Origin of the sequence: Sporomusa sphaeroides DSM 2875, from assembly GCF_001941975.2 — a bacterium.
In the GTDB taxonomy this organism is placed as follows: domain Bacteria; phylum Bacillota; class Negativicutes; order Sporomusales; family Sporomusaceae; genus Sporomusa; species Sporomusa sphaeroides.
This window is the reverse complement of the sequence record NZ_CP146991.1, coordinates 2,274,187-2,300,266: the sequence shown is the minus strand read 5'-3', so window position 1 is coordinate 2,300,266 and position 26,080 is coordinate 2,274,187. Positions and strand designations below refer to the sequence as shown.

28 protein-coding genes and 2 riboswitches are annotated in these 26,080 nt (G+C 46.7%); of the genes, 24 read left to right on the top strand and 4 right to left on the bottom strand.

Annotation, left to right across the window (positions count from 1 at the left end; translation table 11 throughout):
* Nucleotides 1-31: 31 nt before the first annotated feature.
* From rsmB to hslO, 16 genes are all read left to right on the top strand, one after another.
* A complete protein-coding gene (rsmB, locus tag SPSPH_RS10750; protein WP_075756060.1) occupies nt 32-1,375 on the top strand; it encodes a 16S rRNA (cytosine(967)-C(5))-methyltransferase RsmB in 1,344 nt (447 codons plus the stop codon).
* Nucleotides 1,376-1,388: 13 nt separating this feature from the next.
* Nucleotides 1,389-2,447: a 23S rRNA (adenine(2503)-C(2))-methyltransferase RlmN gene (gene rlmN, locus SPSPH_RS10745; protein ID WP_075755670.1), complete on the top strand. Its 1,059-nt coding sequence runs from the start codon at nt 1,389-1,391 to the stop codon at nt 2,445-2,447.
* A gap of 120 nt (nt 2,448-2,567) precedes the next feature.
* Complete coding sequence (locus SPSPH_RS10740; RefSeq protein ID WP_075755669.1) at nt 2,568-3,335, top strand: FhaA domain-containing protein; 768 nt, start codon at nt 2,568-2,570, stop codon at nt 3,333-3,335.
* Nucleotides 3,336-3,337: 2 nt separating this feature from the next.
* Complete coding sequence (locus SPSPH_RS10735) at nt 3,338-3,823, top strand: FHA domain-containing protein (RefSeq protein ID WP_075755668.1); 486 nt, start codon at nt 3,338-3,340, stop codon at nt 3,821-3,823.
* Between the two features lie 5 nt (nt 3,824-3,828).
* Nucleotides 3,829-4,542: a Stp1/IreP family PP2C-type Ser/Thr phosphatase gene (locus SPSPH_RS10730; RefSeq protein WP_075755667.1), complete on the top strand. Its 714-nt coding sequence runs from the start codon at nt 3,829-3,831 to the stop codon at nt 4,540-4,542.
* 5 nt (nt 4,543-4,547) lie between these two features.
* On the top strand, nt 4,548-5,810 hold the full coding sequence (locus SPSPH_RS10725) for an FtsW/RodA/SpoVE family cell cycle protein (protein WP_075755666.1): 1,263 nt from the start codon (nt 4,548-4,550) through the stop codon (nt 5,808-5,810).
* The gene (locus tag SPSPH_RS10720; RefSeq protein ID WP_075755665.1) at nt 5,803-7,230 is read left to right on the top strand and encodes a peptidoglycan D,D-transpeptidase FtsI family protein; all 1,428 of its coding nucleotides are present in this window, start codon (nt 5,803-5,805) and stop codon (nt 7,228-7,230) included. The genes SPSPH_RS10725 and SPSPH_RS10720 overlap by 8 nt, the downstream gene beginning before the upstream one ends.
* A 14-nt stretch (nt 7,231-7,244) precedes the next feature.
* Nucleotides 7,245-9,131 carry a Stk1 family PASTA domain-containing Ser/Thr kinase gene (gene pknB / locus SPSPH_RS10715; protein ID WP_075755664.1) on the top strand — a complete coding sequence of 629 codons (1,887 nt, stop codon included), beginning with the start codon at nt 7,245-7,247 and terminating at the stop codon, nt 9,129-9,131.
* Nucleotides 9,132-9,176: 45 nt separating this feature from the next.
* Nucleotides 9,177-10,052, top strand: coding sequence for a ribosome small subunit-dependent GTPase A (gene rsgA / locus SPSPH_RS10710; RefSeq protein WP_075755663.1), 876 nt, complete (start codon nt 9,177-9,179; stop codon nt 10,050-10,052).
* Nucleotides 10,053-10,709, top strand: a complete 657-nt coding sequence (gene rpe / locus SPSPH_RS10705) for a ribulose-phosphate 3-epimerase (RefSeq protein ID WP_075755662.1) — start codon at nt 10,053-10,055, stop codon at nt 10,707-10,709.
* Nucleotides 10,710-10,933: 224 nt separating this feature from the next.
* Nucleotides 10,934-11,066, top strand: a riboswitch (FMN riboswitch).
* 91 nt (nt 11,067-11,157) lie between these two features.
* A complete protein-coding gene (gene ribD, locus SPSPH_RS10700) occupies nt 11,158-12,294 on the top strand; it encodes a bifunctional diaminohydroxyphosphoribosylaminopyrimidine deaminase/5-amino-6-(5-phosphoribosylamino)uracil reductase RibD (protein WP_075755661.1) in 1,137 nt (378 codons plus the stop codon).
* A complete protein-coding gene (locus tag SPSPH_RS10695; RefSeq protein WP_075755660.1) occupies nt 12,257-12,910 on the top strand; it encodes a riboflavin synthase in 654 nt (217 codons plus the stop codon). The genes ribD and SPSPH_RS10695 overlap by 38 nt, the downstream gene beginning before the upstream one ends.
* A gap of 44 nt (nt 12,911-12,954) precedes the next feature.
* On the top strand, nt 12,955-14,172 hold the full coding sequence (locus tag SPSPH_RS10690) for a bifunctional 3,4-dihydroxy-2-butanone-4-phosphate synthase/GTP cyclohydrolase II (RefSeq protein WP_075755659.1): 1,218 nt from the start codon (nt 12,955-12,957) through the stop codon (nt 14,170-14,172).
* A complete protein-coding gene (gene ribE, locus SPSPH_RS10685; RefSeq protein ID WP_198930902.1) occupies nt 14,169-14,639 on the top strand; it encodes a 6,7-dimethyl-8-ribityllumazine synthase in 471 nt (156 codons plus the stop codon). Before SPSPH_RS10690 ends, ribE begins: the two co-directional genes overlap by 4 nt.
* Before the next feature lie 13 nt (nt 14,640-14,652).
* A complete protein-coding gene (gene yfcE / locus SPSPH_RS10680; RefSeq protein ID WP_075755658.1) occupies nt 14,653-15,210 on the top strand; it encodes a phosphodiesterase in 558 nt (185 codons plus the stop codon).
* Nucleotides 15,211-15,227: 17 nt separating this feature from the next.
* Complete coding sequence (hslO, locus tag SPSPH_RS10675) at nt 15,228-16,097, top strand: Hsp33 family molecular chaperone HslO (RefSeq protein WP_075755657.1); 870 nt, start codon at nt 15,228-15,230, stop codon at nt 16,095-16,097.
* A 172-nt stretch (nt 16,098-16,269) separates the two neighbouring features.
* Here hslO and rpmB read toward each other — a convergent pair whose 3' ends face one another.
* On the bottom strand, nt 16,270-16,461 hold the full coding sequence (rpmB, locus tag SPSPH_RS10670; protein ID WP_075755656.1) for a 50S ribosomal protein L28: 192 nt from the start codon (nt 16,459-16,461) through the stop codon (nt 16,270-16,272).
* A 194-nt stretch (nt 16,462-16,655) separates the two neighbouring features.
* Here rpmB and SPSPH_RS10665 point away from each other — a divergent pair, with 194 nt between their 5' ends.
* From SPSPH_RS10665 to SPSPH_RS10650, 4 genes are all read left to right on the top strand, one after another.
* Nucleotides 16,656-16,862 (top strand): DUF1858 domain-containing protein, encoded by a 207-nt coding sequence (locus tag SPSPH_RS10665; RefSeq protein WP_075755655.1) that lies wholly within the window; start codon nt 16,656-16,658, stop codon nt 16,860-16,862.
* Nucleotides 16,863-16,873: 11 nt separating this feature from the next.
* On the top strand, nt 16,874-18,937 hold the full coding sequence (gene recG, locus SPSPH_RS10660; RefSeq protein WP_075755654.1) for an ATP-dependent DNA helicase RecG: 2,064 nt from the start codon (nt 16,874-16,876) through the stop codon (nt 18,935-18,937).
* A gap of 181 nt (nt 18,938-19,118) precedes the next feature.
* Nucleotides 19,119-19,322 carry a hypothetical protein gene (locus SPSPH_RS10655; protein ID WP_075755653.1) on the top strand — a complete coding sequence of 68 codons (204 nt, stop codon included), beginning with the start codon at nt 19,119-19,121 and terminating at the stop codon, nt 19,320-19,322.
* A gap of 54 nt (nt 19,323-19,376) precedes the next feature.
* Complete coding sequence (locus SPSPH_RS10650) at nt 19,377-20,048, top strand: TVP38/TMEM64 family protein (RefSeq protein WP_075755652.1); 672 nt, start codon at nt 19,377-19,379, stop codon at nt 20,046-20,048.
* A 7-nt stretch (nt 20,049-20,055) separates the two neighbouring features.
* Here SPSPH_RS10650 and SPSPH_RS10645 read toward each other — a convergent pair whose 3' ends face one another.
* Together SPSPH_RS10645 and SPSPH_RS10640 are read right to left on the bottom strand one after the other, a co-directional pair.
* Entirely contained in the window at nt 20,056-20,856 is an 801-nt protein-coding gene (locus SPSPH_RS10645) for a HipA family kinase (RefSeq protein WP_075755651.1), read from the bottom strand.
* A gap of 189 nt (nt 20,857-21,045) precedes the next feature.
* Entirely contained in the window at nt 21,046-21,627 is a 582-nt protein-coding gene (locus tag SPSPH_RS10640) for a hypothetical protein (protein WP_075755650.1), read from the bottom strand.
* Between the two features lie 225 nt (nt 21,628-21,852).
* Between SPSPH_RS10640 and SPSPH_RS10635 the strand changes: the two genes are divergently transcribed.
* The 4 genes from SPSPH_RS10635 (at nt 21,853) to guaB (ending at nt 25,046) form a co-directional block, all read left to right on the top strand.
* A complete protein-coding gene (locus tag SPSPH_RS10635; RefSeq protein ID WP_075755649.1) occupies nt 21,853-22,038 on the top strand; it encodes a 2-hydroxymuconate tautomerase in 186 nt (61 codons plus the stop codon).
* Between the two features lie 59 nt (nt 22,039-22,097).
* Nucleotides 22,098-22,598 carry a hypothetical protein gene (locus SPSPH_RS10630; protein ID WP_075755648.1) on the top strand — a complete coding sequence of 167 codons (501 nt, stop codon included), beginning with the start codon at nt 22,098-22,100 and terminating at the stop codon, nt 22,596-22,598.
* A gap of 234 nt (nt 22,599-22,832) precedes the next feature.
* Nucleotides 22,833-22,970, top strand: a riboswitch (cyclic di-AMP (ydaO/yuaA leader).
* A 5-nt stretch (nt 22,971-22,975) separates the two neighbouring features.
* On the top strand, nt 22,976-23,383 hold the full coding sequence (locus SPSPH_RS10625) for a 3D domain-containing protein (protein WP_075755647.1): 408 nt from the start codon (nt 22,976-22,978) through the stop codon (nt 23,381-23,383).
* A 208-nt stretch (nt 23,384-23,591) separates the two neighbouring features.
* A complete protein-coding gene (gene guaB / locus SPSPH_RS10620; protein ID WP_075756058.1) occupies nt 23,592-25,046 on the top strand; it encodes an IMP dehydrogenase in 1,455 nt (484 codons plus the stop codon).
* Between the two features lie 86 nt (nt 25,047-25,132).
* On the opposite strand, the gene SPSPH_RS10615 is transcribed toward guaB, so the two are convergent.
* Nucleotides 25,133-26,059: a polysaccharide deacetylase family protein gene (locus SPSPH_RS10615; RefSeq protein WP_075755646.1), complete on the bottom strand. Its 927-nt coding sequence runs from the start codon at nt 26,057-26,059 to the stop codon at nt 25,133-25,135.
* Between the last annotated feature and the right edge of the window lie 21 nt (nt 26,060-26,080).

Below are 26,080 nucleotides of genomic sequence, written 5' to 3'. Positions count from 1 at the left end.
AAAGATGGTGGCAGCAATGACCGCAAAAAAAATTGACGCCAGGGAAGTGGCGCTGAAAATAATTAATGAAGTTGAAACTAACGGCGCCTATGCCAACATTGCCCTTGCTAAAGAAATAAACCGGCGTACGGCCCAGGGACAGCTTTCTGATCAGGACCGGAGGTTTATTACCGAACTGGTTTATGGTACTGTCAAAGCAGGCGCGACTTTGGACTGGCTGCTCGGCCTCTATCTGAACCGTTCACTCACCAAAGTAGCACCTGTTATTAGAAACATCCTGCGCCTGGGTATATATCAACTGTTTTTTCTTGAAAAAGTACCGGCTTCTGCCGCTTGCAACCAGTCGGTAGAATTAGCAAAGAAGTATGGTCATGCCGGTACCGTTAAGTTTGTTAACGGCGTGCTGCGCAATGCTGCCCGCAATCCGGAAAAAGTTGTGTATCCCGACCGGGACAGTCAACCGGTTAAATACCTTGCATTAAAATATTTCCACCCTGAATGGCTGGTTGAACGGTGGGTGGAACGCCTGGGTGTAACCGATTGTGAAGCTTTGTGCCAGACTAACAATACTATACCGCCCCTTTCCTTACGCACCAATACTATCAAAATCAATCGCGACAGACTCCTGCAGCGCTTAGCCGGCGAAGGCGTAGCCTGTCAGGCGTCGGCCTGGACGCCTGAAGGAATTGTCTGTCAGGAACATCCGGGTCTGGGTACTCTTGCCTCCTTGCAGGAAGGTCTGTTCCAGGTCCAGGACGAAAGCTCCATGCTGGTCGCGCACATCTTAGACCCAAAACCCGGCGAATTTATCATCGATGCCTGTGGCGCACCTGGCGGCAAAACTACACATATTGCTGCCCTGATGAATAATACCGGGAAAATATTATCCACCGATATTTATGAGCATAAACTGGCACTTATCCGGGAGAATGCCGCCCGTCTGGCATTGACTAATATAGAAACCAGGGCACTTGATGCCGTAAATTTAGGCAGCATGTTTCCGCTTAAGGCAGATAGAGTACTGGTAGACGCTCCTTGCTCCGGTCTGGGGGTGCTCCGGCGAAAACCTGATTCCCGCTGGCGCAAATCGCCCGAAATACTGCGCGACCTGCCTAAATTACAGGCTGCTATCTTAGTCAGCGCCGCTCAATGTGTAAAGCCCGGCGGCGTTCTGGTATACAGCACCTGCACAACCGAGCCTGAAGAAAATCAAGATATTGTTGGTGATTTTTTACGTGCACATCCTGACTTTAGTCTTGAGCCCACAGGTCAGTACCTGCCGGCCCAGAAGCGTCCTGACAAGCTGCTGCAGCTCTGGCCGCATACCGACAGTATTGATGGTTTTTTCATCGCTCGTATAGCGCGTCAACAGTAAGGCGGTAATTAATATGACAACTACAGCAAAATTAGAATTGTTCGGGCTGTTTGCCGCTGAGATTGCAGAGGCCATACGGCCTTTGGGATTAGAAACATACCGGGCCAGGCAAATTGCCGAATGGTTGTATAAACACAATGTCCGTGACTTTAGCGCCATGACTAATTTGTCTAAAGACCAGCGAGTTAAGCTTGATGACCAATTTACCATTACCCAGCTTCGGCAAAAGGCGGTTCAACACTCGGGCGATGGACGGACAAGCAAGTTTTTGCTGGCCTTTCCTGATGATATGGCTGTCGAAACAGTTCTTATGCGTCAACCTTATGGCAATAGCGTTTGCATATCCACTCAGGTTGGCTGTGCTATGGGCTGTACTTTTTGTGCATCCACCTTAGGAGGGTTAGCCCGAAACCTTACCGGCGGAGAAATACTCGCTCAGGTGCTGTATATCCAGGAACTGTTAACACTTGAACAACAAAAGGTAGACTCTATTGTTATTATGGGTTCAGGAGAGCCTTTGGCAAATTATGATAACGTGCTGCGTTTTATTCGGCTTATCCATGAAGCCTACTGCCTGAATCTGAGTTACCGCAGTATAACCTTGTCAACTTCCGGACTTGTTCCTGAAATTGACAGATTATCCCAGGAATCATTACCGCTCACGCTGTCAATCTCATTACATGCACCTACTAATGAACTGCGAACCAGACTTATGCCGATTAACAAGCGTTATCCGCTCGAACAAGTGCTGGCGGCAGGTGACCGCTATTCTGCTGCCACAGGCAGACGTGCCACTTATGAATATACTTTGATTGCCGGCATTAATGACCAGCCGTCACAGGCTGCCGAATTGGCGGTTCTGTTAAAAGGTCGGTTGGCTAACGTCAATCTAATTCCCATTAACCCGGTGCCTGAACGGGGATTACTCCGTCCTTCGCCGGCTGAGGTCGTTAGATTTGAGCAACTGTTAAAGGCGCAGCATATTAATGTAACTGTCAGACGCGAGATGGGAACAGATATTGATGCCGCTTGCGGCCAATTGCGCCACAAAATAATTTTAGATAATGGTTAATTTTGACTAGCTCAGCAATATCGCGTATAATAAAGGAAATGCGTCCTGTACGCTAAATTTTAGCAAAAGCGGATGCCGGAGCAGAATGAAAGATTTAAGTGCTTAGCAGGAGTGTTATATTTGAAAATTGTTCGCAATATCGAAAATTTTTTTGAAAAATATATCGAAGGGTTCTTTAATAAGCAGTTTTCCAGCAGCCTGCAACCGGCTGAAATTGCCAAGCAATTGGCCAGGAAAATGGAAGATGAGCGTACGGTTGGCGTATCCTGCGTTTATGTGCCAAACCACTACGCGGTCTATATAAACCAGGAAGACTACGAACGGCTGGAGCCTTGTGCGCCAGCCGTGTGTGGTGAATTATCGATGTATTTGAGCCAAGAAAGCCGCAGTAAAGGTTATACTATGGCTGGCTGCCCTCAAATCGAACTCTTTGCTGATGAACAATTAAGCAAACAGGAGTTCAGGATTACGTCAAGTTTCACCGAAGCTCCCGCCGAAGAAAGTGACAACCAGCTTGACGCTATCCCTGATGCCGGCGATACCAGGATATTCGACAAAATGGAGCCCATGCTCCTAACCCGCCCGCCACAGCAGCTTTTACATGGCTTATTGACCGTAATTGACGGATTGGATGCCGGGTTAAAAATTGACTGCACTGTTAACCGGATAAACATTGGTCGCCGTAATACAAATGAACTGCCGCTGACAGACATGAATACCTCACGTCTGCACGCATATATTGTGTATGAAGAGAACTCTCATGTTATTCACGATGCCAAAAGTCTTAACGGCACTTATGTCGGCAACCAGCGTATTACCCACAAGCAGTTGAAAAGCGGTGACAGAGTAAAAGTGGGGAACACTGTGATTTTGTATGAGGTGAAGTAGAATTGCCCGGAAAAATGCAGGTGTTTAATATTGTTGTAATAGCCTTGCAGTATAGCCTGGTGATACTGCTCTATTACTTTTTGTACCATGTAATAAAAATTGCAGTCAAGGATTTGACAGGCTTGTCAGATCCGGTGAAGAATACTGTTTTGGTCAGTTCTGAACTGCAGGCGGCAGCCGGTAGTGATACACCGCCGCCCAGGCTTGTAGTTATTGCCGACAAGCAAGCCTTGCTGTCACAAACCAGTTTTGTCATAAGCGACAGTTTAACAATAGGACGCAGTGAGCATAATGATTTAGTAATTAATGATAGTTTTGTTTCACATGAGCATGCCTGCATCTCCAAATCGAAGCATAACTATCTGTTAGCTGATTTAAGCAGCACAAACGGCACGCTCGTTAACGGCCAACCGATTGAAGAAGAAATTGCTTTAGCGGATGGAGATGTAATACAGATTGGAGCGGTTACTCTTACGTTTGAGAGGTGATTTCCATGCTGGCATTTGCACAGTCAGACATTGGTATGGTACGCAAAATCAATGAAGATAGTTATGTTTTTTCGCCGCCACACTTGTTTGTAGTTGCCGACGGCATGGGTGGACATGTTGCGGGGGAGATTGCCAGTAGCCTTGGAGCCAGTACTATCCAGGAACATATCCAGAAAATTGAACAACCTGCCAACTGGGAACAGGTATTAAAAGAAGCAATTGACAAAGCCAATTGCATTGTTTACCAGATGTCCCAGAACAAAAGCGAATGTCAGGGTATGGGGACTACCGTTACTGCCATATATGCTGACGGTACTGAGATATGCTGGAGCCATGTCGGGGATAGCAGATTGTATTTAATCAGGGACAGCATATTACAGCAAATAACCAGCGACCATTCACTTGTTTGGGAACTGGTGCAAAGCGGCAACATCACCAGTGAGGAAGCACTGGTTCACCCGCACCGCAATATTTTGACAAGGGCTGTGGGCACCAGTGATACCATATGCATAGATTCAGGCAGATTTTCCTGGCAGCCTGGCGATAGTTTGTTGCTATGCACTGATGGATTAACCAATATGCTTAGCGAAGAAGTTATACTAAGGATTTGCACACAGCTAGACCAGCCGCAGACGATTGTCAATACCCTGGTAGAGCAAGCACGGGATGCCGGCGGCTATGACAATATTACAGCTATTCTCGTGCAATATAAGGGTTAGCTTATATGAAGCAGGTAAAACAAGCTGAATTTGGACTACTCCTACTGACTGGTGTCATTTTAATCAACGGGTACCTTGCAGTTACCCTGTCAAACCAGCAATTTACTTACCAAATACTTAGTATTATCGTTGGGTTAATCGGCTTGTGTATGACAGCATCATTACTTGTTCGCCGTTTTTGCACTGCTGCCGATCCGTTAATATTGCCGTTAGCCGTATTTTTAGCATCTATCGGGCTAACACTTATTATAAGACTTCGTCCTGATTTATTTATTCCGCAAGTTATCTGGTTAGCGATAGGGCTGGTGGCCTTTGTCGTTACGGCGGCATGTTTTCGCCAAGCCGATGCTATCGCTAAATATAAGTACCTGTGTGGTATAACCGGTGTTGCATTATTGATCATCACTATCCTGTTTGGCGTAGACATCGGTGGCAACAAAAACTGGATTATCCTAGGTCCGGTAAGATTTCAGCCTTCCGAGTTTGCCAAATTGCTGATTATTATATTTTTAGCCGCTTACTTAAGCGAAAGACGTCAACTTTTAACATTTGCCACCAGACACTACGGTCCGTTTACTTTGCCTCATCCGCGTTTTATCGCCCCTTTATTGGCCTTGTGGGGTTTAACCATGGCTATGCTTATTGTCCAGCGTGACTTAGGTTCAGCTTTGTTGTATTTTGGCACAACGGTAACCATGGTTTATATGGCAAGCGGCAGACTAAATTATGTAGTATTGGCACTTGGTTTGTTTTTTGCTGGTTCAACGGTGTGCTATCTGCTATTTCCTCATGTTCAGACCAGAATTGATATTTGGGCCAATCCCTGGGCCGACCCTACCGGCCAAGCATATCAGATTGTTCAGTCGCTGTTTGCTCTAGGCTCAGGCGGTATTCTTGGCAGCGGCCTGACATTCGGTTATCCCACTATCATACCGGAAGTACACACTGATTTCATCTTTGCCGCTATTGGTGAAGAGTTGGGGCTAATGGGTACGACTGCCGTAATGCTTGCTTATATGCTTATTGTCTACCGGGCTTTTCGCGCGGCGTTAATCTCGCCGACTCCATTTACCATGCTGCTGGCCGGTGGTTTAGGAGTCCTTACAGCACTGCAGGTTTTTATCATTATTGGTGGTGTCACTAAGTTTTTACCGCTGACCGGCATAACCCTGCCACTGATCAGTTATGGCGGCAGCTCCATGGTCTCAAGCTTTATCCTGCTGGGTATGTTATTTGCCATATCGGAGGCGACAGCACCCAATGAATAATCATAAAAAGCTTCCACATCAGGCAATCCGCCGGAGTATCCGGCAAGCCGCGCTGTTTTTGGTCGGTCTGCTGGTGCTGCTGTTTGGCTATGTGACATATCTGCAAGTTATTGCAGGCAACAGTCTTGCCTTTCACCCGCTTAACCGTCGCACAGCTGAAGCCTCCCTCAAAGTGGAGCGCGGCCAGATTGTCGATAGTCAGGGAAACGTGCTGGCTGTAAGCAAACGGTCGGCACAAAAAGAGTATCAGCGGGAATACCCATATGATACATTATTTGCCCATATTGTGGGCTATGACCATCCCAAGTATGGCAAAACCGGTCTTGAAAGCAGTTATGACGGCTACCTGTCAGGTCAAATAAATCCTGAACGGCGGTTAGGTGCAGTCAGCCAGTTATTTACCAGCAGTGCAGGCAACACTATTACCCTCACACTTGATGCCAGGCTGCAGCAAGCTGCTTATCAGGCACTGGGTAACAGACGCGGCGCAATTGTTGCCATATCGCCGCAAACTGGTGCCATATTGGCTATGGTCAGCCGCCCCGGTTTTGATCCCAATACGCTTGCAGCTAACTGGGATACCCTTTCACAGGCAGTGGGCAGCCCCTTGCTTAACCGGGCTACCCAAGGGCTATACCCGCCAGGCTCCATCATCAAGGTGCTGGTAGCCGAAGCTGCCTTGGCTGAGCGGGCGGCCAATGTCAACCAGCAGTTTACTTGTACCGGTTCACTAAAAATCGGTTCAGATTATACACTGCCGGAAGTCGATCACCAGGCGCATGGCAAAGTGACGTTAGAGCAAGCGCTGGCTGTATCCTGCAACGTTACTTTTGGTCAGTTAGCACTGGATTTGGGGCGGGATAAGATGGCTAAACACTATGAGCGCTATGGTTTGGCTCAGCCGCCTACAGGCGATATTCCGGTAAGTGCCGGCAGGCTGCCTGCTTTTTCCAAGTTAAGTGACGGCGATTTAGCCCAAACCGGCATAGGTCAGGGAAGTCTGTTAGTCACACCGCTTAGCATGGCGATGCTGGTATCGACCTTTGCCAACAAGGGAACTATAATGAAACCATATCTAGTGCAAAGAGTTACGGCTCCTGACGGCACTGTGCTCAAAGAAACTTCACCGGAAAAATGGCTGTCGCCGGTGGATGCCAAAATTGCCGGTCAGGTTGCCGCTATGATGGTAACTGTGGTAAATAAAGGAACAGGTAGCAGAGCTGCGCTGCGCGGTATTGAGGTTGCCGGCAAGACCGGTACAGCCGAAAATCCCCATGGCGCATCACATGCCTGGTTTATTGGCTTTGCTCCGGCTGACAACCCGCAAATTGCGGTAGCCGTGATTATTGAAAATGCCGGTTCAGGCGGTGCCTTTGCCGCACCCGCGGCCCGGCAAATATTTGTACAGGCATTACGTTAGGGGGGAGGGAACTGATGCTCAATCGCACACTTGATGATCGTTATACAATATTAGAACGAATTGGCGGCGGCGGCATGGCCGATGTATACCGCGCCCATGACAAACTGCTGGACCGTTCAGTAGCTGTTAAAGTGCTGCGTTCCCAGTTTACTGATGACGAAGAATTCGTCAGCCGTTTCCGGCGGGAAGCGCAGGCTGCAGCCCGGCTTTCTCACCCTAATATCGTTAACATCTACGATGTTGGTCTTGATGAACAAGCCTACTACATTATCATGGAATACATCTCCGGGGAAACATTGAAGGATAAAATTGAGCGCGAAGCACCGCTGCCGGTAGAAACAGCCGTGCGTATTGCTATCGAAATAGCAGAAGCGCTTGAGCACGCTCACCAGAATAATTTGGTTCACTGCGATATCAAACCGCATAATATTTTAGTCACCCGGTCAGGGCGGATAAAAGTAACCGACTTTGGCATTGCCAGAGCAGTTACTTCTTCTACTATGACTAACTCCGGTACCATTATCGGCTCAGTGCATTATTTTTCGCCCGAGCAAGCCAAAGGTTCTGCTGTTGGTGCTAAATCCGACATCTACTCTCTGGGCATCGTGCTCTATGAAATGCTGACAGGCCATGTTCCATTTGCCGGTGAATCGCCAATTAGTATTGCACTAAAACACATACAGGAAGACCCTAAGCCGCCCCGTGAATTAAATCCGGAAATACCACCATTGGTTGAAGCTATTATAATGAAAGCAATACATAAAGATCCGGCAGCCAGGTTTAGTGATATCGGTGAGATGATTGCCGATTTTACCATGGCGCAGAATTATTTAAGTGATGACCGTACCCGCAGATTATCCCGCAATGATTTTCCCACCCAGATATTGCCGCAAATTACATCACCGGCAGAACACGAACGGCCGCAGGGATCAGCGCAGGCAGACTCCCGGCTGCCTCATTCAAACGGGAAAAAACGGCCTAAAATCTGGCTATGGGCAGTATTATTCTTCTTATTAATTGGCTCAGCACTTGCTGCCTTTTTGGGTTTTGGCAAATTTTGGAGCCTAAGTGAGGTTACTGTTCCCAATGTCGTCGGCAAACAGGCCGAGGCGGCGAAAAATATTATCACCAGCCAGAATCTCAGGGTTTCGGTTTCAGATGCTTTCAGTGACAAAGTGCCGGAAGGCTATGTTATTTCCCAGCAGCCTGAAGCGGGAACAACAGTGAAAGAGCAGCGCATGATAACGATCATTGTCAGTAAGGGCGGCGAAATTATTGGTGTCCCTGACTTACGTGGTCTTAACCGCCGGGATGCGGAACTGCAAATTAAAAATTACGGCCTTAAATTAGGCCGGATTGACGAACAATTTTCCCCAGATGCTGCACAGGATACCGTTATCGGCCAGAATCCGCGGCCACCGGCACAAATAGAAAAAGGCACAGCCATTGATATTGTAATAAGCAAAGGTGCTGAACCGAAAAAAGTAGTGTTGCCTGATTTCCAGGGATCATTGTTAGACACCGTTGCCACTCAGCTCGAGAGCCTAAAACTCAAGCAGGGGAATGTAACCGAAACACCAAATGATAAATATCCGCCGGGAACCATTGTCAGCCAAAATCCGCCACCGGCTACCGAAGTAGCGGAAGGCACAACCGTTGATTTTTCTGTTGCCAAAGGAGTACCAGGCGCAGTCAAGCGGGCAGTGGTGCAGGTAACCGTACCTGACGGCCCGTCCCGCCAGCAGCTGCAAATCGTCGTCACCGACACCAACGGACGCCGGATTGTTTATGAAGGCGCGCACAAACCTGGTGCGCGAGTGGAAAAAACAGTTGAAGGCATCGGCCAGGTGCGTGTTCAGGTGTATATTAACGAAAAGCTGCTGCAAGAGCAAACAATATAGCGTGTTTCCGCACACGCCTGAATTCGCTGAATTAGGAGGCCTCATGTGCTCAACGGTATTGTAGTAAAAGCCTATAACAGTTACTACTATATACAATCAGGCAGCAAAATTGTCAGTTGCAATCTGCGCGGCCGGTTTAAGAAAGAACGGTTTTCGCTCACAGTAGGTGATGAAGTAACCTATACCATGACCGGACCGGACAAGGGCGTTATTGAGGAAATTTTACCCCGGCGCAGTATCTTAAAACGCCCGCTGGTTGCCAATATCGATCAGGTGGTATTGACTTTTGCGGCCGTTAATCCTGATATTAATCCAGCTTTAGTTGACAGATTTTTAGTTGTTGCCGAGTATTCGGAGCTGGACATAATTATCTGCATCAATAAGACCGATTTAGCTGATCTTGATGCTGTGTCACAACTTGCCGGACGCTATGAGCAAATTGGTTATAAAGTACTCACCGCCGCTGCCAAAGCGGGTACAGGTATTGATACGCTGCGCTCACTTCTTTACAATAAGATTTCCGTCTTTGCCGGTCCTTCAGGAGCAGGCAAATCAACGCTGCTTAACGCTATCCAGCCAGGTCTTGAGCTAACTACCGGCGAAGTCAGTCACAAAATCGGCCGTGGTAAACATACTACCCGGTTTGCCGAGCTGCTGCCGCTGGCAGGCGGAGGTTTTGTCGTAGATACTCCGGGGTTTAGCTTTACAGAGTTTAATGACATGGAAGCAGCCCATCTCATGGATTATTTTCCTGAAATCGCAGCAGTTGCTCCAGCATGTAAATTCAATACCTGTCTCCATTACAAAGAGCCGCAGTGTGCTGTTAAGCAAGCGGCAGCAGACGGAAGAATTCATGCAGACCGCTATCAGTCCTATCTTGAGATACTGACTGAAATTAGAGAAAACAAGAAGGGATACTAAATGACGAAGACAATCAAGATTGCTCCATCCATACTATCGGCCGATTTTTCCCGGTTGGCTGATGAAATAATTAAAATTGAGCAGGCAGGTGCCGACTGGGTACACATTGATGTAATGGATGGGCATTTTGTTCCCAATCTGACTTTTGGGGCACCAGTTGTTGCTGCCATTCGCAAAGTTACCCCATTACCGTTTGATGTTCACTTAATGGTTAATAATCCGCAAGACCTGATTGAGCCATTCGCCAGAGCAGGGGCCGATATTATTACCGTTCACGCCGAAACAGCCCCCCATTTGCACCGGCTGATTCAAACCATTAAAGAACTGGGAAAAAAGGCAGGCGTTTCACTAAATCCGTCAACACCCTTGTCGGCAGTGGAAGAAGTGCTTGCCGATGTCGATATGCTGCTGATTATGAGTGTTAATCCCGGATTTGGCGGACAAAAGTTCATACCCAGCGCAGTGGATAAAATCGCCCGGTTAAAAAGTATGCTTGATGAACGAAATCTTATCGTCGATATTGAAGTTGACGGTGGTATCAATGCCGCTACCGCCCGCCAGGTAATAGCTGCCGGTGCCAACATTCTGGTTGCCGGTTCTGCGGTTTACGGCGCACCCGACATACCGCAAGCAATTAATGCCATTCGCGGGACTTGATTATATTGTCGTTTAATGGTAACATATTATAGGAGCTAGTGTTGTATCCGGTGATGTTATGGAGTATAGCTCCGAGAATTTTTGTTGTCAGGCGCGGCGGAGGAGCCGCACATATCGGACATATGTAAGGCGACGACAACAAAGTCTGGCGGCAAAAAGGCCGGTGATATACTTCATGTTATCACCGGATGCAGCACTAGAGTCATTATGGTCACAACTGTATAATGAGCCTTTGGGGCAAGGTGAAAAAGAGAAATCTTTTAATTCCTGACCGGCGGTATAGCCCGCGAGCCGTTTTACGGCTGATTCGGTGAAATTCCGGAGCCGACAGTATAGTCTGGATGGTAAAAGGCGTAATTTAAGCCAATCGGCATTTTCAATTTGCCGATATAAACTGTTGATAGCCCCAAAGCGTATCAACAGTTTTTTTATGTACTGGAGGGCTTCTATGGATCAATATTATATGCGTCAAGCATTGACTATTGCACAGTATGCGGCAGGCAGAACCAGCCCCAATCCACTGGTAGGCGCCGTTATTGTAAAAGACGGCCGGATCGTCGGTCAAGGCTGGCATCGTCAGGCCGGTACACCCCATGCGGAAATTCATGCTTTGTCCCAGGCTGGCGAACTGGCCAAAGAGGCAACAGTATATGTAACACTTGAACCGTGTTCGCATCATGGACGCACCGGTCCTTGCGCCGATGCGTTAATTCAAGCGGCAGTTAAGAAAGTAGTCGTCGCTATGACTGACCCAAACCCGCTGGTAGCCGGCAACGGCCTTAAACGCCTCAGAGCAGCCGGGATTGAAGTGATTGAAGGCGTACTTGCCGCCGAAGCAGCCAGGCTTAATGAAGTATTTATCAAATGGGTATCTACGGGAATGCCTTTTGGTGTTCTCAAAACCGCCATGTCGCTTGATGGCAAAATTGCTGCTCACACTGGTCATTCCAAATGGATAACCGGTGCAGCAGCCAGGGAATATGTTCATACACTCAGGGACACCCATGATGGAATACTGGTAGGTATTGGCACTGTGCTGGCCGATAACCCGGAGTTAACCACCCGCTTGCCGGAAAACGGCAAAAATCCGGTAAGGATTATTGTGGACAGTATGGCATGTACGCCACTAACCGCTAAAGTAGTGACAGACAGACAAGCAGCTACCATTATTGCCGCCAGCGCCCAAGCGCCGGCAGAGCGGGTAGCTGCGCTGCGCAGCCGGGGGGTAGAGGTGCTCCTGCTGGAAAAAACACCGCAGGGCGTTAATTTACAGCAGCTTTTTAAGCTGCTGGCAGAACGCCGTATTACCAGTATCCTGGTGGAAGGCGGCGCAACCATTAATGCGTCGGTTTTGGCTGCCAATCTTATTGATAAAGTACACTGCTTTATCGCTCCTAAAATAATTGGCGGCAAAACAGCGCCAACTCCGGTGGGTGGTACGGGCGCAGACGCTGTGGACCAGTGCATTATGCTTGAAGATATTGCGACCCGGTCAATAGGTGCCGATTTATTACTAAGCGGCTATATAACCGGACGGGAGGGACGAGATGTTTACCGGACTTGTGGAAGAATTGGGGAAAGTTAAAAATATTGCCAGAGGTGCTAAATCAGTCCGCCTGACGGTTTCCGGGCACAAAGTCCTGGAAGATGTTAAGCTGGGTGACAGTATTGCGGTGAACGGCACCTGCCTGACAGTTGTCGATTTCAGCCGTGATTGGTTTACCGCCGATGTCATGCCAGAAACCGTCGACCGCACTGCTCTGGCAGGACTCAAGCCGGGTGACACTGTCAACCTGGAACGTACGCTCCGTGTGGGAGACAGGCTGGGTGGCCATATTGTCAGCGGTCATATCGACGGGGTAGGAACTATTTTAGCCAAAGAACAAAATGATAATGCCGTAATCGTTCGCATTGGCGCCGGCCCGGAAGTAATGCGTTACATTATTCAAAAAGGCTCGATTGCTATCGATGGTACCAGCCTGACAGTTGTGGACTTTGGCCCTGACTGGTTCACCGTATCGCTTATCCCGCACACTGCCACCATGACCACAGTAGGCCTTAAAGCGACAGGCCAGCCTGTTAATCTGGAAGCAGATATTATCGGTAAATATGTTGAAAAGCTTTTGGGCTTCAGCCAGGCTGCCCAACCGGCTGAAAAGATTACCCTGAGATTTTTAGAGCAGCATGGTTTTACACTATAATAATGTTTTATTATACATAAACTGAGGAAACGGAGGCCTTTATTATGAAATTCAACACCATTGAAGAAGCTATTGAAGATTATAAGGCTGGAAAAATTGTTGTGGTGGTTGACGACGAAGACCGGGAGAACGAAGGAGATCTCCTAATGGCGGCTGAGAAAGCAACACCGGAGGCCATCAACTTTATGGCTACCTACGGGCGCGGCCTAATCTGCATGCCAATTATCGGCAGCAGGCTGGATGAACTGGATATCGGCCCAATGGTAGTCGAAAATACCGATAATCATTGCACTGCTTTTACCGTATCCATTGATGCCAAAACAACAACTACCGGTATATCTGCACATGAACGGGCCATGACTGTTCAAGCTGTGCTTGACCGGCAAACAGTGGCAAGCGACCTTAGACGTCCCGGACATATTTTTCCGCTGCGTTACTGCGATGGCGGCGTACTAAGACGGGCCGGCCATACGGAAGCAGCGGTTGACTTAGCCAAACTTGCCGGAATGTATCCCGCCGGCGTTATCTGCGAAATTATGAATGAAGACGGCACCATGTCCCGGACGCCTGAACTGATGGATTTTGTTAAAAAACACGGTCTCAAGCTTATTACCATCGCCGACCTGATTAAATATCGCAAAAAGCATGAACGCTTTATCATCAAAGCAGCCGAAACCAAACTGCCAACCCAATATGGTGAATTTAAACTTATTGCCTACGAAAGCCAGCTTGACAACCAATGCCACGTTGCTTTGGTAAAAGGTGATGTAGCCAATCAACCGAACGTTTTAGTCCGGGTTCATTCAGAATGCCTGACAGGTGACGTTTTGGGCTCACTGCGCTGCGATTGCGGTGAACAGCTGGCCCATGCCCTCAAACGCATTGAAAAAGAAGGGTGCGGTGTATTACTTTACATGCGCCAGGAAGGCAGGGGTATTGGTCTGGCAAATAAAATCAGAGCCTATGCACTGCAGGACAAAGGTAAAGATACTGTCGAAGCCAACGAATTGCTAGGGTTTCCTCCTGATCTTCGAGACTACGGCATTGGCGCACAAATTTTAGCGGATTTAGGTTTAACCAGCATTAGACTGCTTACCAATAATCCCCGCAAACGTGTGGGACTTGAAGGCTATGGTTTAACTATCACCGAACGTGTGCCACTGGAAATGCCTGCCAACAAATTTAACAACAGGTACTTGTCTGCCAAAAAATCCAAACTTGGACATTTATTAAAACAATATGAGGGGGCGCAAAATCAATGAAAACAATCAAAACATTGGAAGGTAAATTAGTTGCAGAAGGACTGAAATTTGGGATTATTACCGCAAGATTTAATGAATTTATTAATAGCAAACTGCTGGAAGGCGCTTTAGATGCACTGAAACGTCATGGCGCAACCATGGAAAATATTGAAGTTGCCTGGGTGCCGGGTGCTTTTGAAATTCCACTTATCGCCCAGAAGATGGCTATGAGTAAAAAATATGATGCTGTCATTTGTCTGGGGACGGTAATACGAGGCAGCACCAGCCATTATGACGTTGTTTGTGCCGAGGTGTCAAAAGGCGTAGCCCATGTCGGTCTGGCCAGCGGTATTCCCACAATTTTTGGCGTGCTTACCACAGATACCATTGAACAGGCTATCGAACGTGCAGGCACCAAGGCCGGCAATAAAGGCTTTGATGCTGCGGTTTCCGCTATTGAAATGGCCAACCTGATTAAAGGACTGTAACACGGAGGGTATTATGAAAATAGGCATAATCAGCGATACTCACGGCTGCCTGGAAACCTGGCAGAAAGTATTTAACCAATACTTTACAGATGCCGATGTGATCATTCATGCCGGTGATGTGCTCTATCACGGGCCGCGTAACAGTATTCCTGCCGAATATAACCCCAAGCAATTGGCTGAAGTACTGAATAATTGTCCGGTACCCATTCTGACAGTCTGCGGCAATTGTGATACAGAAGTTGACGGTATGGTGCTCAACCTGCCTATTCAGTCCCCTTACACCTACCTAATGATAAATGACCTAAGAATAGTTGCAACCCATGGTCATAATTTAACCACAGAAGCCAAGCAGGTTATGGCAAAACGTTTAAAGGCCAATATATTTATCACCGGTCACACCCATATTGCTGCCCTGGAAAAAATCGAAGACATTATTTACCTGAATCCAGGCTCTCCGGGTATGAGCAAGCGCCCGGACGGGCGCGGCACTATTGCCTGGATAAATGACAACAGAGTTGAAATACTAGATATAGCAACAGGCCAAGCCCTTCTGTCGACAGCATTGGCCTAATCGGAGGTTACTGTTCTATGCATGACCAGCTTATCCGGGCAACAGCACCTGGAATCCGCGGTTTTGCCGCGATTACTACCAACCTGACGGAGGAGGCGCGCCGGCGTCACGATTGTCTTCCGGTAGCCGCCGCAGCCTTGGGCCGTACTATGACCGGCGCGGTATTAATGGCTGCCAACCTAAAAACTGCCGAAAGCCTGACTGTCAGAATCTCCGGCGACGGCCCGTTGAAAGAGATTGTGGCCGATGCTTACCCTGATGGCTCAGTACGCGGCTATGTCAGAAACCCATCTGTTGATTTACCGCTAAACAACGGTAAATTGGCTGTCGGCCAGGCCGTAGGAAAGGGGCATATATATGTCACCCGCTTTGTCGGGTTAAAGCAGCCGTTTACCGGCAGCGCCGAACTGGTATCAGGCGAAATTGCCGAAGATATTACTCAATATCTTACTGTTTCTGAACAAACACCCTCAAGCGTAGCTCTTGGCGTACTGATAGCACCCGATACTACAGTAGCTGCGGCGGGAGGCTTTTTTATCCAGGCTTTACCCGGAGCCGAAGAAAAAGTCCTTATTAAGGTTGAAAATAATTTACGCCATATACCACCGGTTTCACAAATGGTATATAATGGGCAAGATGCCAAAAGCATCCTGGAAACAGTATTTGCCGGCTTGCCGACAACGATATACCCTGGGACGGACCTAAGCTTTCACTGTCAATGTTCAAGGGAAAGGGTAGAAAACATGCTTGTCAGTCTCGGTGCCGAAGAACTCAAACAGATGATTGCCGATGGAGAAGCCGAAGTCTGCTGCCACTTTTGCAGCGAGAAGTATCGGTTTGATGACCAGGAATTAACAGAAATTTTAAGAGGTATTGAAACTAAATAGGGTAAAAAAATAAGGTGTCTCAATCTTTGGATTGAGACACCTTATTATCCGGTTGCGGTTTTTGCCGGAGGCTCGGCATAAGCCGTATCTTCTTCCTATATATTTATATATAAGGAGGGAAAAATAAAAGGGACTTGATAATCAAGTCCTTTCTTTGCCATTAAGATAGCGATTAGACCGCGCGTTGAATTTTACCGGAACGCAGACAACGGGTGCATACATTCACACGTTTTACTTCACCTTTAACTAAAGCTCTTACTCTTTGTATGTTAGGTTTCCAGGTGCGCTTGGTTTTAAGGTTGGAATGGCTGACATTGAAGCCGGAACGCTCACCTTTACCGCAAATTTCACAAAGATTTGCCATCTATTTCCACCTCCTGTAAGAAACATCCTCATATACTCAACGTGACTATTTTAGCACAATTTGCTTATGATATGCAAGGCCAAATCACGCTTTTACTAACTTTTTTCATAAATACCTGTCATTTAGTGCCCGTTAGCAGGAATTGCGCGTATTATATTGAAAATAAAAAATAAGTAAATACAGGGGGCTTGACTATGATTAATAAAAGCACTCCAATAATTGAGGCACTCCGCTCACACCAAGAGGCTCGCGAGGTTTTTGCCAAATATGGTATGGGTTGTATCGGTTGCATGGGATCGCTGACTGAAACCATTGAGAACTGTGCCAAAATGCATGATATTGATGTAGAGGCTTTGTTAGCAGAATTAAACTCTCTTTTTCAAGAAATAAACAAATCGTAAGGTGATTTTTATTGCAGAAATTATTGTCGGCAAACATACAATTCCTCAAAGGAGTCGGGCCGGCCAATGCCACGAAGCTTGCTAAACTTGGCATTTTTACGGTTGGCCAGCTGCTTGAGCACTATCCGCGCCGCTACGAAGACCGAAGCAAACTCAAACTTATTGCCGAATTGACTGACGGGCTGCATGAGGCTTTTCGGGCGATAGTGATAAATACTGGTGAACTAAAATCTCACCGGGGATTCAAAATAATCAAGATTGCCGTGAGAGACAGCTCAGGGGTAGCCCAGCTAACCTGGTTCAACCAATCCTATATCAAAAATAAGTATCAGCCCGGCATGGAACTTATCATATTTGGCAAAATTCAGCGACGTCAGGGCGTCATTGAAATCAACAAACCGGATGTCGAGGTTGTTACCGAAAGCAACCAGGGCGGCGGACAGATTGTACCGGTATATCCGGCCACCGAAGATATCCCGCAATGGCAGTTGCGGACATTAATCCAGCAGGCATTACACCGCTTTGCAGATTCTGCAGCTACCGAGCAAGCCGAGACCCTGCCTGACGGTATTATTGCAGGCCACAATTTAATGAATAGGCGGCAGGCGCTGAGCTGCATTCATTTTCCGTCCACTATGGAAGATTTAGCCGCCGCCCGCCGGCGACTGGTATTTGAAGAGTTATATTTATTGCAATGCGGTCTGGCCTATTTAAAACAAAAAACAAAACAAAACTTTACCGGCGTTAAGCATTCACCTGACGGTGAATTGGTTGCCAAAATATATAAAAATCTTCCCTTTACGCTGACAGGCGATCAAGCGCAAACCTTGCGCGAAATCAAGGCCGATATGGAAGATACCACTCCCATGCAGCGCATGGTTCAAGGCGATGTTGGCTCAGGTAAAACAGTTATTGCTGCCATAGCTCTTGCCAAAACCGTGGAAAATGGCTATCAGGGGGCCATGATGGCACCTACCGAAATACTGGCAGAGCAGCATTATCATACACTGGCCAAGCTGCTGGCACCACAGGGTATCCGCCTGGCGGTGCTGACAGGCAAGCTTACCCGCAGAGTAAGAGACGAACTGCTGCAGCAAATACAAGAGGGCATCATTGACATCGTTGTCGGCACCCATGCGCTGATTCAGGACGATGTGGAGTTCAAGCATCTTGGCCTGGTGGTGACCGATGAACAGCACCGCTTTGGCGTACGCCAGCGGGCCCGGTTAGAAGCTAAGGGAAAACAGCCCGATGTACTCATAATGACTGCAACGCCAATTCCCCGGACAATGGCGCTTACTGTCTATGGCGATCTGGATGTTTCCGTCATACGCGAACTTCCGCCAGGACGTATTCCTATTGCTACTTTTTCACGCAGTAATGACCGCCGTAATAAGATCTATGCGTTTGCCGTCGACCAAATTAGAGCCGGCAGGCAAATTTACGTAGTTTGCCCGCTGGTTGAAGAATCAGAAAAGATTGAAACCCAATCGGCGGTAAAATTATATAATGAACTATCCACCACTTGCTTAAGCAACATTCCTTGCGGCCTACTGCACGGGAAAATGAAATCACAGGAAAAGGATGCAGTTATGGAGGCTTTTGCCAAGGGTGAAATTAAAGCATTAATTGCAACCACTGTAATTGAGGTTGGCGTTAATGTGCCTAATGCCACGGTCATGGTTATAGAGGGTGCCGAACGCTTTGGTTTGGCACAATTGCACCAGCTGCGCGGCCGTGTAGGCCGGGGACGGCATAAATCCTATTGCATTCTGTTATCTGACAGCACCAGTGAAGAGACGATGGAACGACTAAAAATCATGACTGAGGTAAATGATGGCTTTATCCTTGCTGAAAAAGATTTGCTGCTAAGAGGGCCTGGTCAGTTTTTCGGCACCCATCAGCACGGTATGCCTGATTTTAAAATTGCCGATATTGTCAGAGATACCGATATTTTGCTTGAGGCTCGCCGGGCGGCCCAGCAGACAGTTTGTTCACCCAAATATTTGGACAAAGTATGGCAATCCTTGCAAAACTGGTATGGCGAAAAATTCAGTATGATATTTTGCCGCTAGGAAAGCAAAAAAAGCGGCGGCCCGAAGGCCGCCAATTATGGGAGAGGAGAAAATTTACATTACTAATATTGACATTCCAGACCAGTTTTATACATACTTGGTTCAATTTTTCTAAAATATTTTTTGTTTTTTTTTGCTGCTGCGCGCACACTATTAGCAAATAACTGCAAGGAGTGGCAGCATGGACAAAAAATATACGGAAAAACAACTACAGGGTATTGCTGGGGAATGTCAGAAATTTGAACATATTATTGCCGCTATGGGTTATGGTTATTCTCTCCTGAATGTAGCGGAAGACGACTATGTCAGGCGTTGCACTGACTGCGTTCACTGGTTAGATGGTGCCTGCGGCATTTTTAAGCAGGAAATCCTTCAATGGAAATAATCTTGAACAGCGCTGTGATACAGCGCTGTTTTTGAGGGAATAGGAAGGTATCACATGAATAAATTACTGGGCTGGCTGGCTATTATTATTATTATTGGTTTATCCTATATGTGGCAGCCGGAGTTCTTTCATAATGCTTATGCGATTATCGAGAAAGGCGATATTGCCGCTTTAGCCGAATACTTAAGATCTTTTGGTCCGGCTTCTATACTTGTCACAATTATTTTATTTGTGGTCATGACTTTTACCATTGTTTTCCCATTTATGATTCTATCCGGTGCAGCCGGTATTGTTTATGGCCTATTTTGGGGAGTAATCATTTCCTGGGCAGGAGAAGTAATTGGCGCTTTAGTTATGTTTATCTTTGCCAGATACTTTTTCCGTCAGGCGGTAGAAGGCTGGATAGTTAAAAGCCGGTATTTAAAACAGGTTGACAACTACAGTGCCACTAATGGGTTTAAAGCCTTATTACTTGCCAGGCTTCTGCCACTGGCACCCTCAGGCATCATCACCGCGGTAGCGGCTATTAGTAAGATTTCGTTTAAAGACTTTTTATTGGCAACTGTCCTCGGAAAGCTGCCGCCGGTAATTATAAAAGTAATAATCGGCCATGATATTGTTTTTGCCGGAGAAAATTTAGGCCGGTTGATAGTTGTTACCGTGTTGGTAATCCTTGTATACAGTATTTTGTGGTGGCGTAAAAAAAAGCAGAAAAGCCAAGCATAAACAACAATTACTTGGCAAACAGCCAGCGTCGTCCACCCCGGCTGCGCGGTATAAGCCGGCAGAGTTTCTCCCAGATCGGCCCCACCATATCCCGCCGGAGTTTGGTATAGTCTGCCAAAGCCGAACGTTCTGCTTCATCCGGCAGCCATTCATTGGGGATTTCTCTCACTATACAGTCAAGCTGCTCATTACTCAGCTTGTTCACTACCTCAAGGTATGGAATAAAGTCTTGTGCAGTAAGCAGGTCCTTAAGCAAAATTCTATAATGCTGGAAATAATACGTTTTTATTTTTGTACCAAGTTTTTCAAATGAGTCAATCGTCCAGCGGCTGGATCTAAACAAATGCGAATTATCTATTGCGTAAATTTTATATTGGTCATTCTCGAGATGAAGTAATAGGTTTTTTTGATTTTTAGCACGGTCTGCATTGTGAAACATATGGTCGAACAATATAATGCCGGCCATTTCCGGTACATTGACAGCCTTGTGCAATCGATTTTTCCCGATATATTCCGCATGTTCCAGATAGCGGGAGCCAAAATGGGGGCCGGGTTCCAAGCCTAACTCCAAAAGGCAGGGATGGGAATTGAGCATTTGTTCATCAATTTCAATTATATCGCTTGGAGGAAAGCACAAATTCATTATCGCACCAAGCTTGGCTGCAAAAAATTCGCTTGCCAATACCCGTGAGCCAAATCGATGGTTTTGGAATTTGACTACATAGATATTACCATCCTGCGCACGAAAAAACTGGGGTGCAGTAACCCCGACGCCCACTTCGCCCAAGTATTCTGTAGCCATTAGCATACTGTCAGCCTCCCCGAAAAAAAGACCCGGTAAAGAAAACACGGCTTGCGCTGAGCCTATGGCGAAAGCGCAAGACGGTGTTGCTCTTATCCAGGCGAAAGTTATAGCTTCTATCAGGATAAAAATTTACCGAGTCCTACCTTAGCATTGCATTACCTTGACTCGGTTCACATCACAGCAAAAGTTAAATTAGCATTCGGTGGATCTGGACGCAGATGCTATAGCTGCGAGATTAATAACGGCAGTACTTACTGTATCATCAGAAATTCCCGAAGAGGTGGCCGGCCCGAATATTTCATCAACCGAGATAAAAGCCAATTCATCGTCGACATTGCCAAGGGTTCCTTGAAATATGAAACCGCCAAGGGTTGTAATTACCACATTATCACCAATCATGCGTCTTAGAATGCAAATCAACTCACGGCTCTCTTGCCGTTCGTTGGTTTCGGTTCTTTGTGATACACCGTCAGCACCGGGACAATAATCATTACTAAACGGATTAGTCCTTACTCCTGTAGCTTTTGCAACGATTTGCCAAAGATCAACATGAATAAATTTTGCATCCACAACTTCTCCGCCAGGAGAAAGAATTTCTGCGTTTGACTCTGCTTCAATGGCTGGCGTTAAAAAGGCGACCCGGCAGTCATCAATTTTTTGCAGATTACCAAAGTAAACGATTCCGTCGAAGCCAAACAATAATACGTCGGTGTTTAACTCACGCTGAAGCTCCCTAATCAAGCACTCGTTGCGGAGCTCTCTGAATATGCTCATAAGTATGGACCCCCTTCAATATCTAAAATCACAAGGTGTGTTTACTATACTGTATGAGCCATATAATAAAAGTGTTACTCCCACATCATGTCAAACAGGATAGGAACAGGTAACCGCAGTACAGACCAGAAAAATGTTTGTTCCTATTTTACATATGCAGGGATTATTACCTTGGGCAACGAAGATGATAGATAGAGAGAAAATCATTTCAAGGAGGGAATACCTATGCCAATTGTACAAATTGACCTGATTGAAGGACGTTCACTAGAGCAAAAACGTGAAATGGTAAAAAAAGTAACCGAAGCTATTGTAGAAACAGCCAAATGCCCGCCTGAAGCCGTAACTATAGTAGTACGCGAGGCTTCTCCCCAGCATATCGGCAAAGCCGGTAAACTAGTATCTGATAAATAATTATTGAAGCCATTTCGCTTGCGAAATGGTTTCAATTTTAGAAAGGTGGCGCTTCTCCGATGAGACCCATACAATTTGCGTTTGAGCTTGAAACTTCGTTAAGCAGACAAATAGAGACATTACATGACACTGCCACCACCGGCACTGTGCCAATACCGGTATTGGGGCTTATCAAAAACTCTCAGACGGAGTTTTTAAAACTTTTATCAGCACTTAATACCGGCGAGAGCGACAGCGTTCGATACCCGGCGGTAACGGAGACCCAATTGCTGGGATCAGACGCGGTCTGGCAGCAAGCTACCCAAAATACAACTGCTGCTAATGCCTGTCTGCAGGAGCTTACTGCTCTTTGGTCGATTTACATTACCATCGACAAATGTGTGCAGTTTTACCAGCAGGCGGCTGTAAACAGCGCACAGCCTCAGGCACGGCTGTTTTTTAGCTCGCTTAGTCATGTAAAAAAAATTCTGCGCAGAAGGCTTGATGGCATTATTCAGATTTACTACAATTATTATTGGGGAGAGTTAGGGTTTGCGCCGTTTATTTTAGGAAAAGACTAGGTGACGCAAATTTCAAGGTAACATAATAATAATTCTGATGGGGCTGCCGTGCTGGTAGTCTCATTTAATTATGTAGCTATATTGCGGTTTCAGCGGCCGGACTTACGCTAGTTCTAAGTTGACATTTATTTATGCGTCCGGACAAGCATAACCAAGGAAAAGCCCGGCTAATAATCAATATCGCCGGATAACTACTTCTAAACATGCTTGCCTAACCGGCGGATATTCTGTAATATATAGGCCATGCCGAATTTCCAGAGAAAAAGGAAAACGGGGGAACCATTTCCGGGGTGAATCCGCTAACAAGCGGTAGGGATTTCCCTTTGTCCCGAACCCGTCAGCTAACCTCGTAGGCATTTAGAAAGGGGTGTTTTACAATGAAAAACATCAAAAAAATTATTTGCAGTACCCTTACCATGGCAGTTTTAACTGCCGCGATTTTACTGCCGCAGGCATTTGCCGCACAGGCTGGCCAACCTGGCTATAAAGCCGTTTTGGACGTAAAAGCTACCGCCTACGCTCCCGGACCGCACGATAACGGTAAATGGGGCAACCTGACGTATCTGGGTACCCAGATACGCCCTGGCGTAATTGCTGTTGATCCCCGGATTATTCCCCTTGGCTCAAGAGTATATATTGAGTTTGCCGATGGCAATACCATGTATGGTGTGGCCGAGGATACCGGCGGCGCAATTAAAGGCAATCGTATCGACATTGCCATGCAATCTGTTGAGCAGGCTTATGAGTTCGGGATTCAGAATGTAAAAGTATATGTTCTTAATTAACAACAATGCCTGGCTTTTTGCCAGGCATTGTCTACTGCATAACAGAGGTGCCTGCGCCTTTATAATATTGACGGCTGTCAGCACCAGGTCAGCGGTTTTTCTTATTTTTTTTATGAATTACATACAAAGTGGTAGATTTGGTAAGTTTATTTATGTTATTATAATTAGAAATACCTATTACGAGATGTTGCATGAAAGGAGTCAGTTAATGTTTGACAACAAATTTGGCCCCGAAGGTTTAACTTTTGATGATGTTTTGCTTGTGCCGGCAAAATCCGAAGTTTTGCCTAGAGAAGTAGAAGTATCCACGTATCTGACAAAAAATATCAAGCTGAATATTCCTATAATCAGCTCCGGCATGGATACAGTCACCGAAGCACGTATGGCGATTGCCATGGCGCGTGAAGGTGGCATAGGGGTAATACATAAAAATATGCCAATTGCGCGTCAGGTTAATGAAATTGACAAAGTCAAACGTTCAGAACATGGAATTATTGTTGACCCAATATTTTTATCTCCGAACAACACCCTGCAGGATGCTCATGATCTTATGGAGAAATACCGCATTTCCGGTGTACCGGTAACTGAACATGATAAGCTTGTCGGTATCCTGACCAATCGCGATTTGCGTTTCGAAACAGACTTAAGCCGGAGAATCGGCGATTGTATGACCAGAGAACATCTGATCACTGCCCCTGTTGGCACTTCCCTGGAAGAAGCCAAGGAAATCTTGCGTGAGCACCGGATAGAAAAGTTGCCGCTGCTTGATGCTGAGGGGAATTTAAAAGGACTTATTACTATTAAAGATATTGAGAAGGCGCAAAAGTATCCAAGCTCAGCCAAAGATCCCAAAGGCCGTTTACTGGTGGCAGCCGCCGTTGGTGTCGGCGCAGACATGATGGACCGGGTTGAAGCTATTGTAGCGGCCAAAGTGGATGTTATTGTTGTCGATACCGCCCACGGTCATTCGCAAGGTGTACTTAACGCAGTAAAGAAGATTAAGGATACATTTCCTCACGTCGACCTCATTGCCGGTAATGTTGCTACAGCGGAAGCTACCCGTGACCTGATTGAAGCCGGCGCAGATGCCATTAAGGTAGGCATTGGACCAGGTTCCATTTGTACTACCCGGGTAATTGCCGGTATCGGTGTACCCCAGATTACAGCAATTTATAACTGTGCCCAAGCTGCGCGCCCGTATAATGTTCCTATTATCGCTGACGGCGGTATCAAATATTCCGGCGATGTTGCCAAAGCCATTGCAGCCGGGGCCCAGATCGTAATGATCGGCAACCTGCTGGCCGGTACGGAGGAAAGTCCTGGAGAAACCATTATTTATCAAGGACGCAGCTATAAGGTATATCGTGGTATGGGTTCTTTAGGTGCTATGGCAGAAGGCAGTAAAGACCGCTACTTCCAGGAAAATATGGACAAACTGGTTCCGGAAGGAATAGAAGGCCGGGTTCCTTATAAAGGTTCTGTTGCCGACACTGTGTTCCAGCTGATTGGCGGCCTGCGTGCCGGTATGGGATATTGTGGCGTACGCAACATTGAAGAGCTCATCTCAAAAACCCGGTTCATCAGGATTACCGGTGCCGGTCTTAAAGAAAGTCATCCCCATGATATAAGTATCACTAAAGAATCACCAAATTATAGTGTTTAATAAAGAAAACACGGCTTGTGCCGGACCGCTGGGAAGGGAAGCCGAAAAAAATGCTTTGGACAATAGTCCAAAGCATTTTTACATATTTACCACGGTGGCGGTGTCTCAAAATTAACTACACGAAATTCGAAGTGACGGTCCTGATAAAACTTGATAATAGCAGGCAGCGCTTTCACCGTCTCGCTATGGCCGCGTCCATCATGCATAAGTACAATGGCATGGCTCCATAAATGTTTGCTTTCCATTTGAAAAGCGATGTTGCGCATAATCTGGCCGGCCTTCTCCCGGGAAGCGTCGCCGGAACTTATGTTCCAGCCTATTTCCACATAGCCCAGACGGGATAATGTTTCCCAGTATTCTTTGGTAAAACTGCCTGCCGAACCACCGGGAGCCCGGGAAATACGCGATCTTACACCAGTTACTTGCTTTATAATTTCATCGGTATGACGCAATTGGGATACATAGGAATTAGCGGATTGATACAGTTCACGATATACGTGATTGTAAGAATGATTGCCGATAGCATGGCCTTCCTGATAAATGCGACGCAGGATTTCCGGATGCTTTTCAATCTGACTGCCAACAACAAAGAAAGTTGCCTTGATATTATGCTTTTTCAAAATATCAAGAATAGGCGGGGTATTTTCCAAGTCAGGACCGTCATCAAAAGTAAGGTATACTACTTTTGTTCCATAATACGGGGTAACCGGCGGCAGTCCCAAAGCCAGTCCTTGGTGCTGGCGCTCTGTGACGGTAAACACATCATAAACCGGTTTGTTGCCTGCCGGCAGGTACTCCGGGTTTTCATTCAGATAATAAGCGTCAACAGCATCATTGGGCAAAGTATAGTTGCTTTCTGCCGGGAAAGATTCCTGATGGGCAGGCAAACCTACTGCCGCTGCGGTGTCGTTATTAGAAAACGCCAGTAATGCCAGTGGCGATGACGCTAAGATGATTAGACAAACAGCACTTAATCCACAAACTATCAGAAAGAATCCCGGCTTATTTTTCATTATTTGCTCCTGCTTAAATAA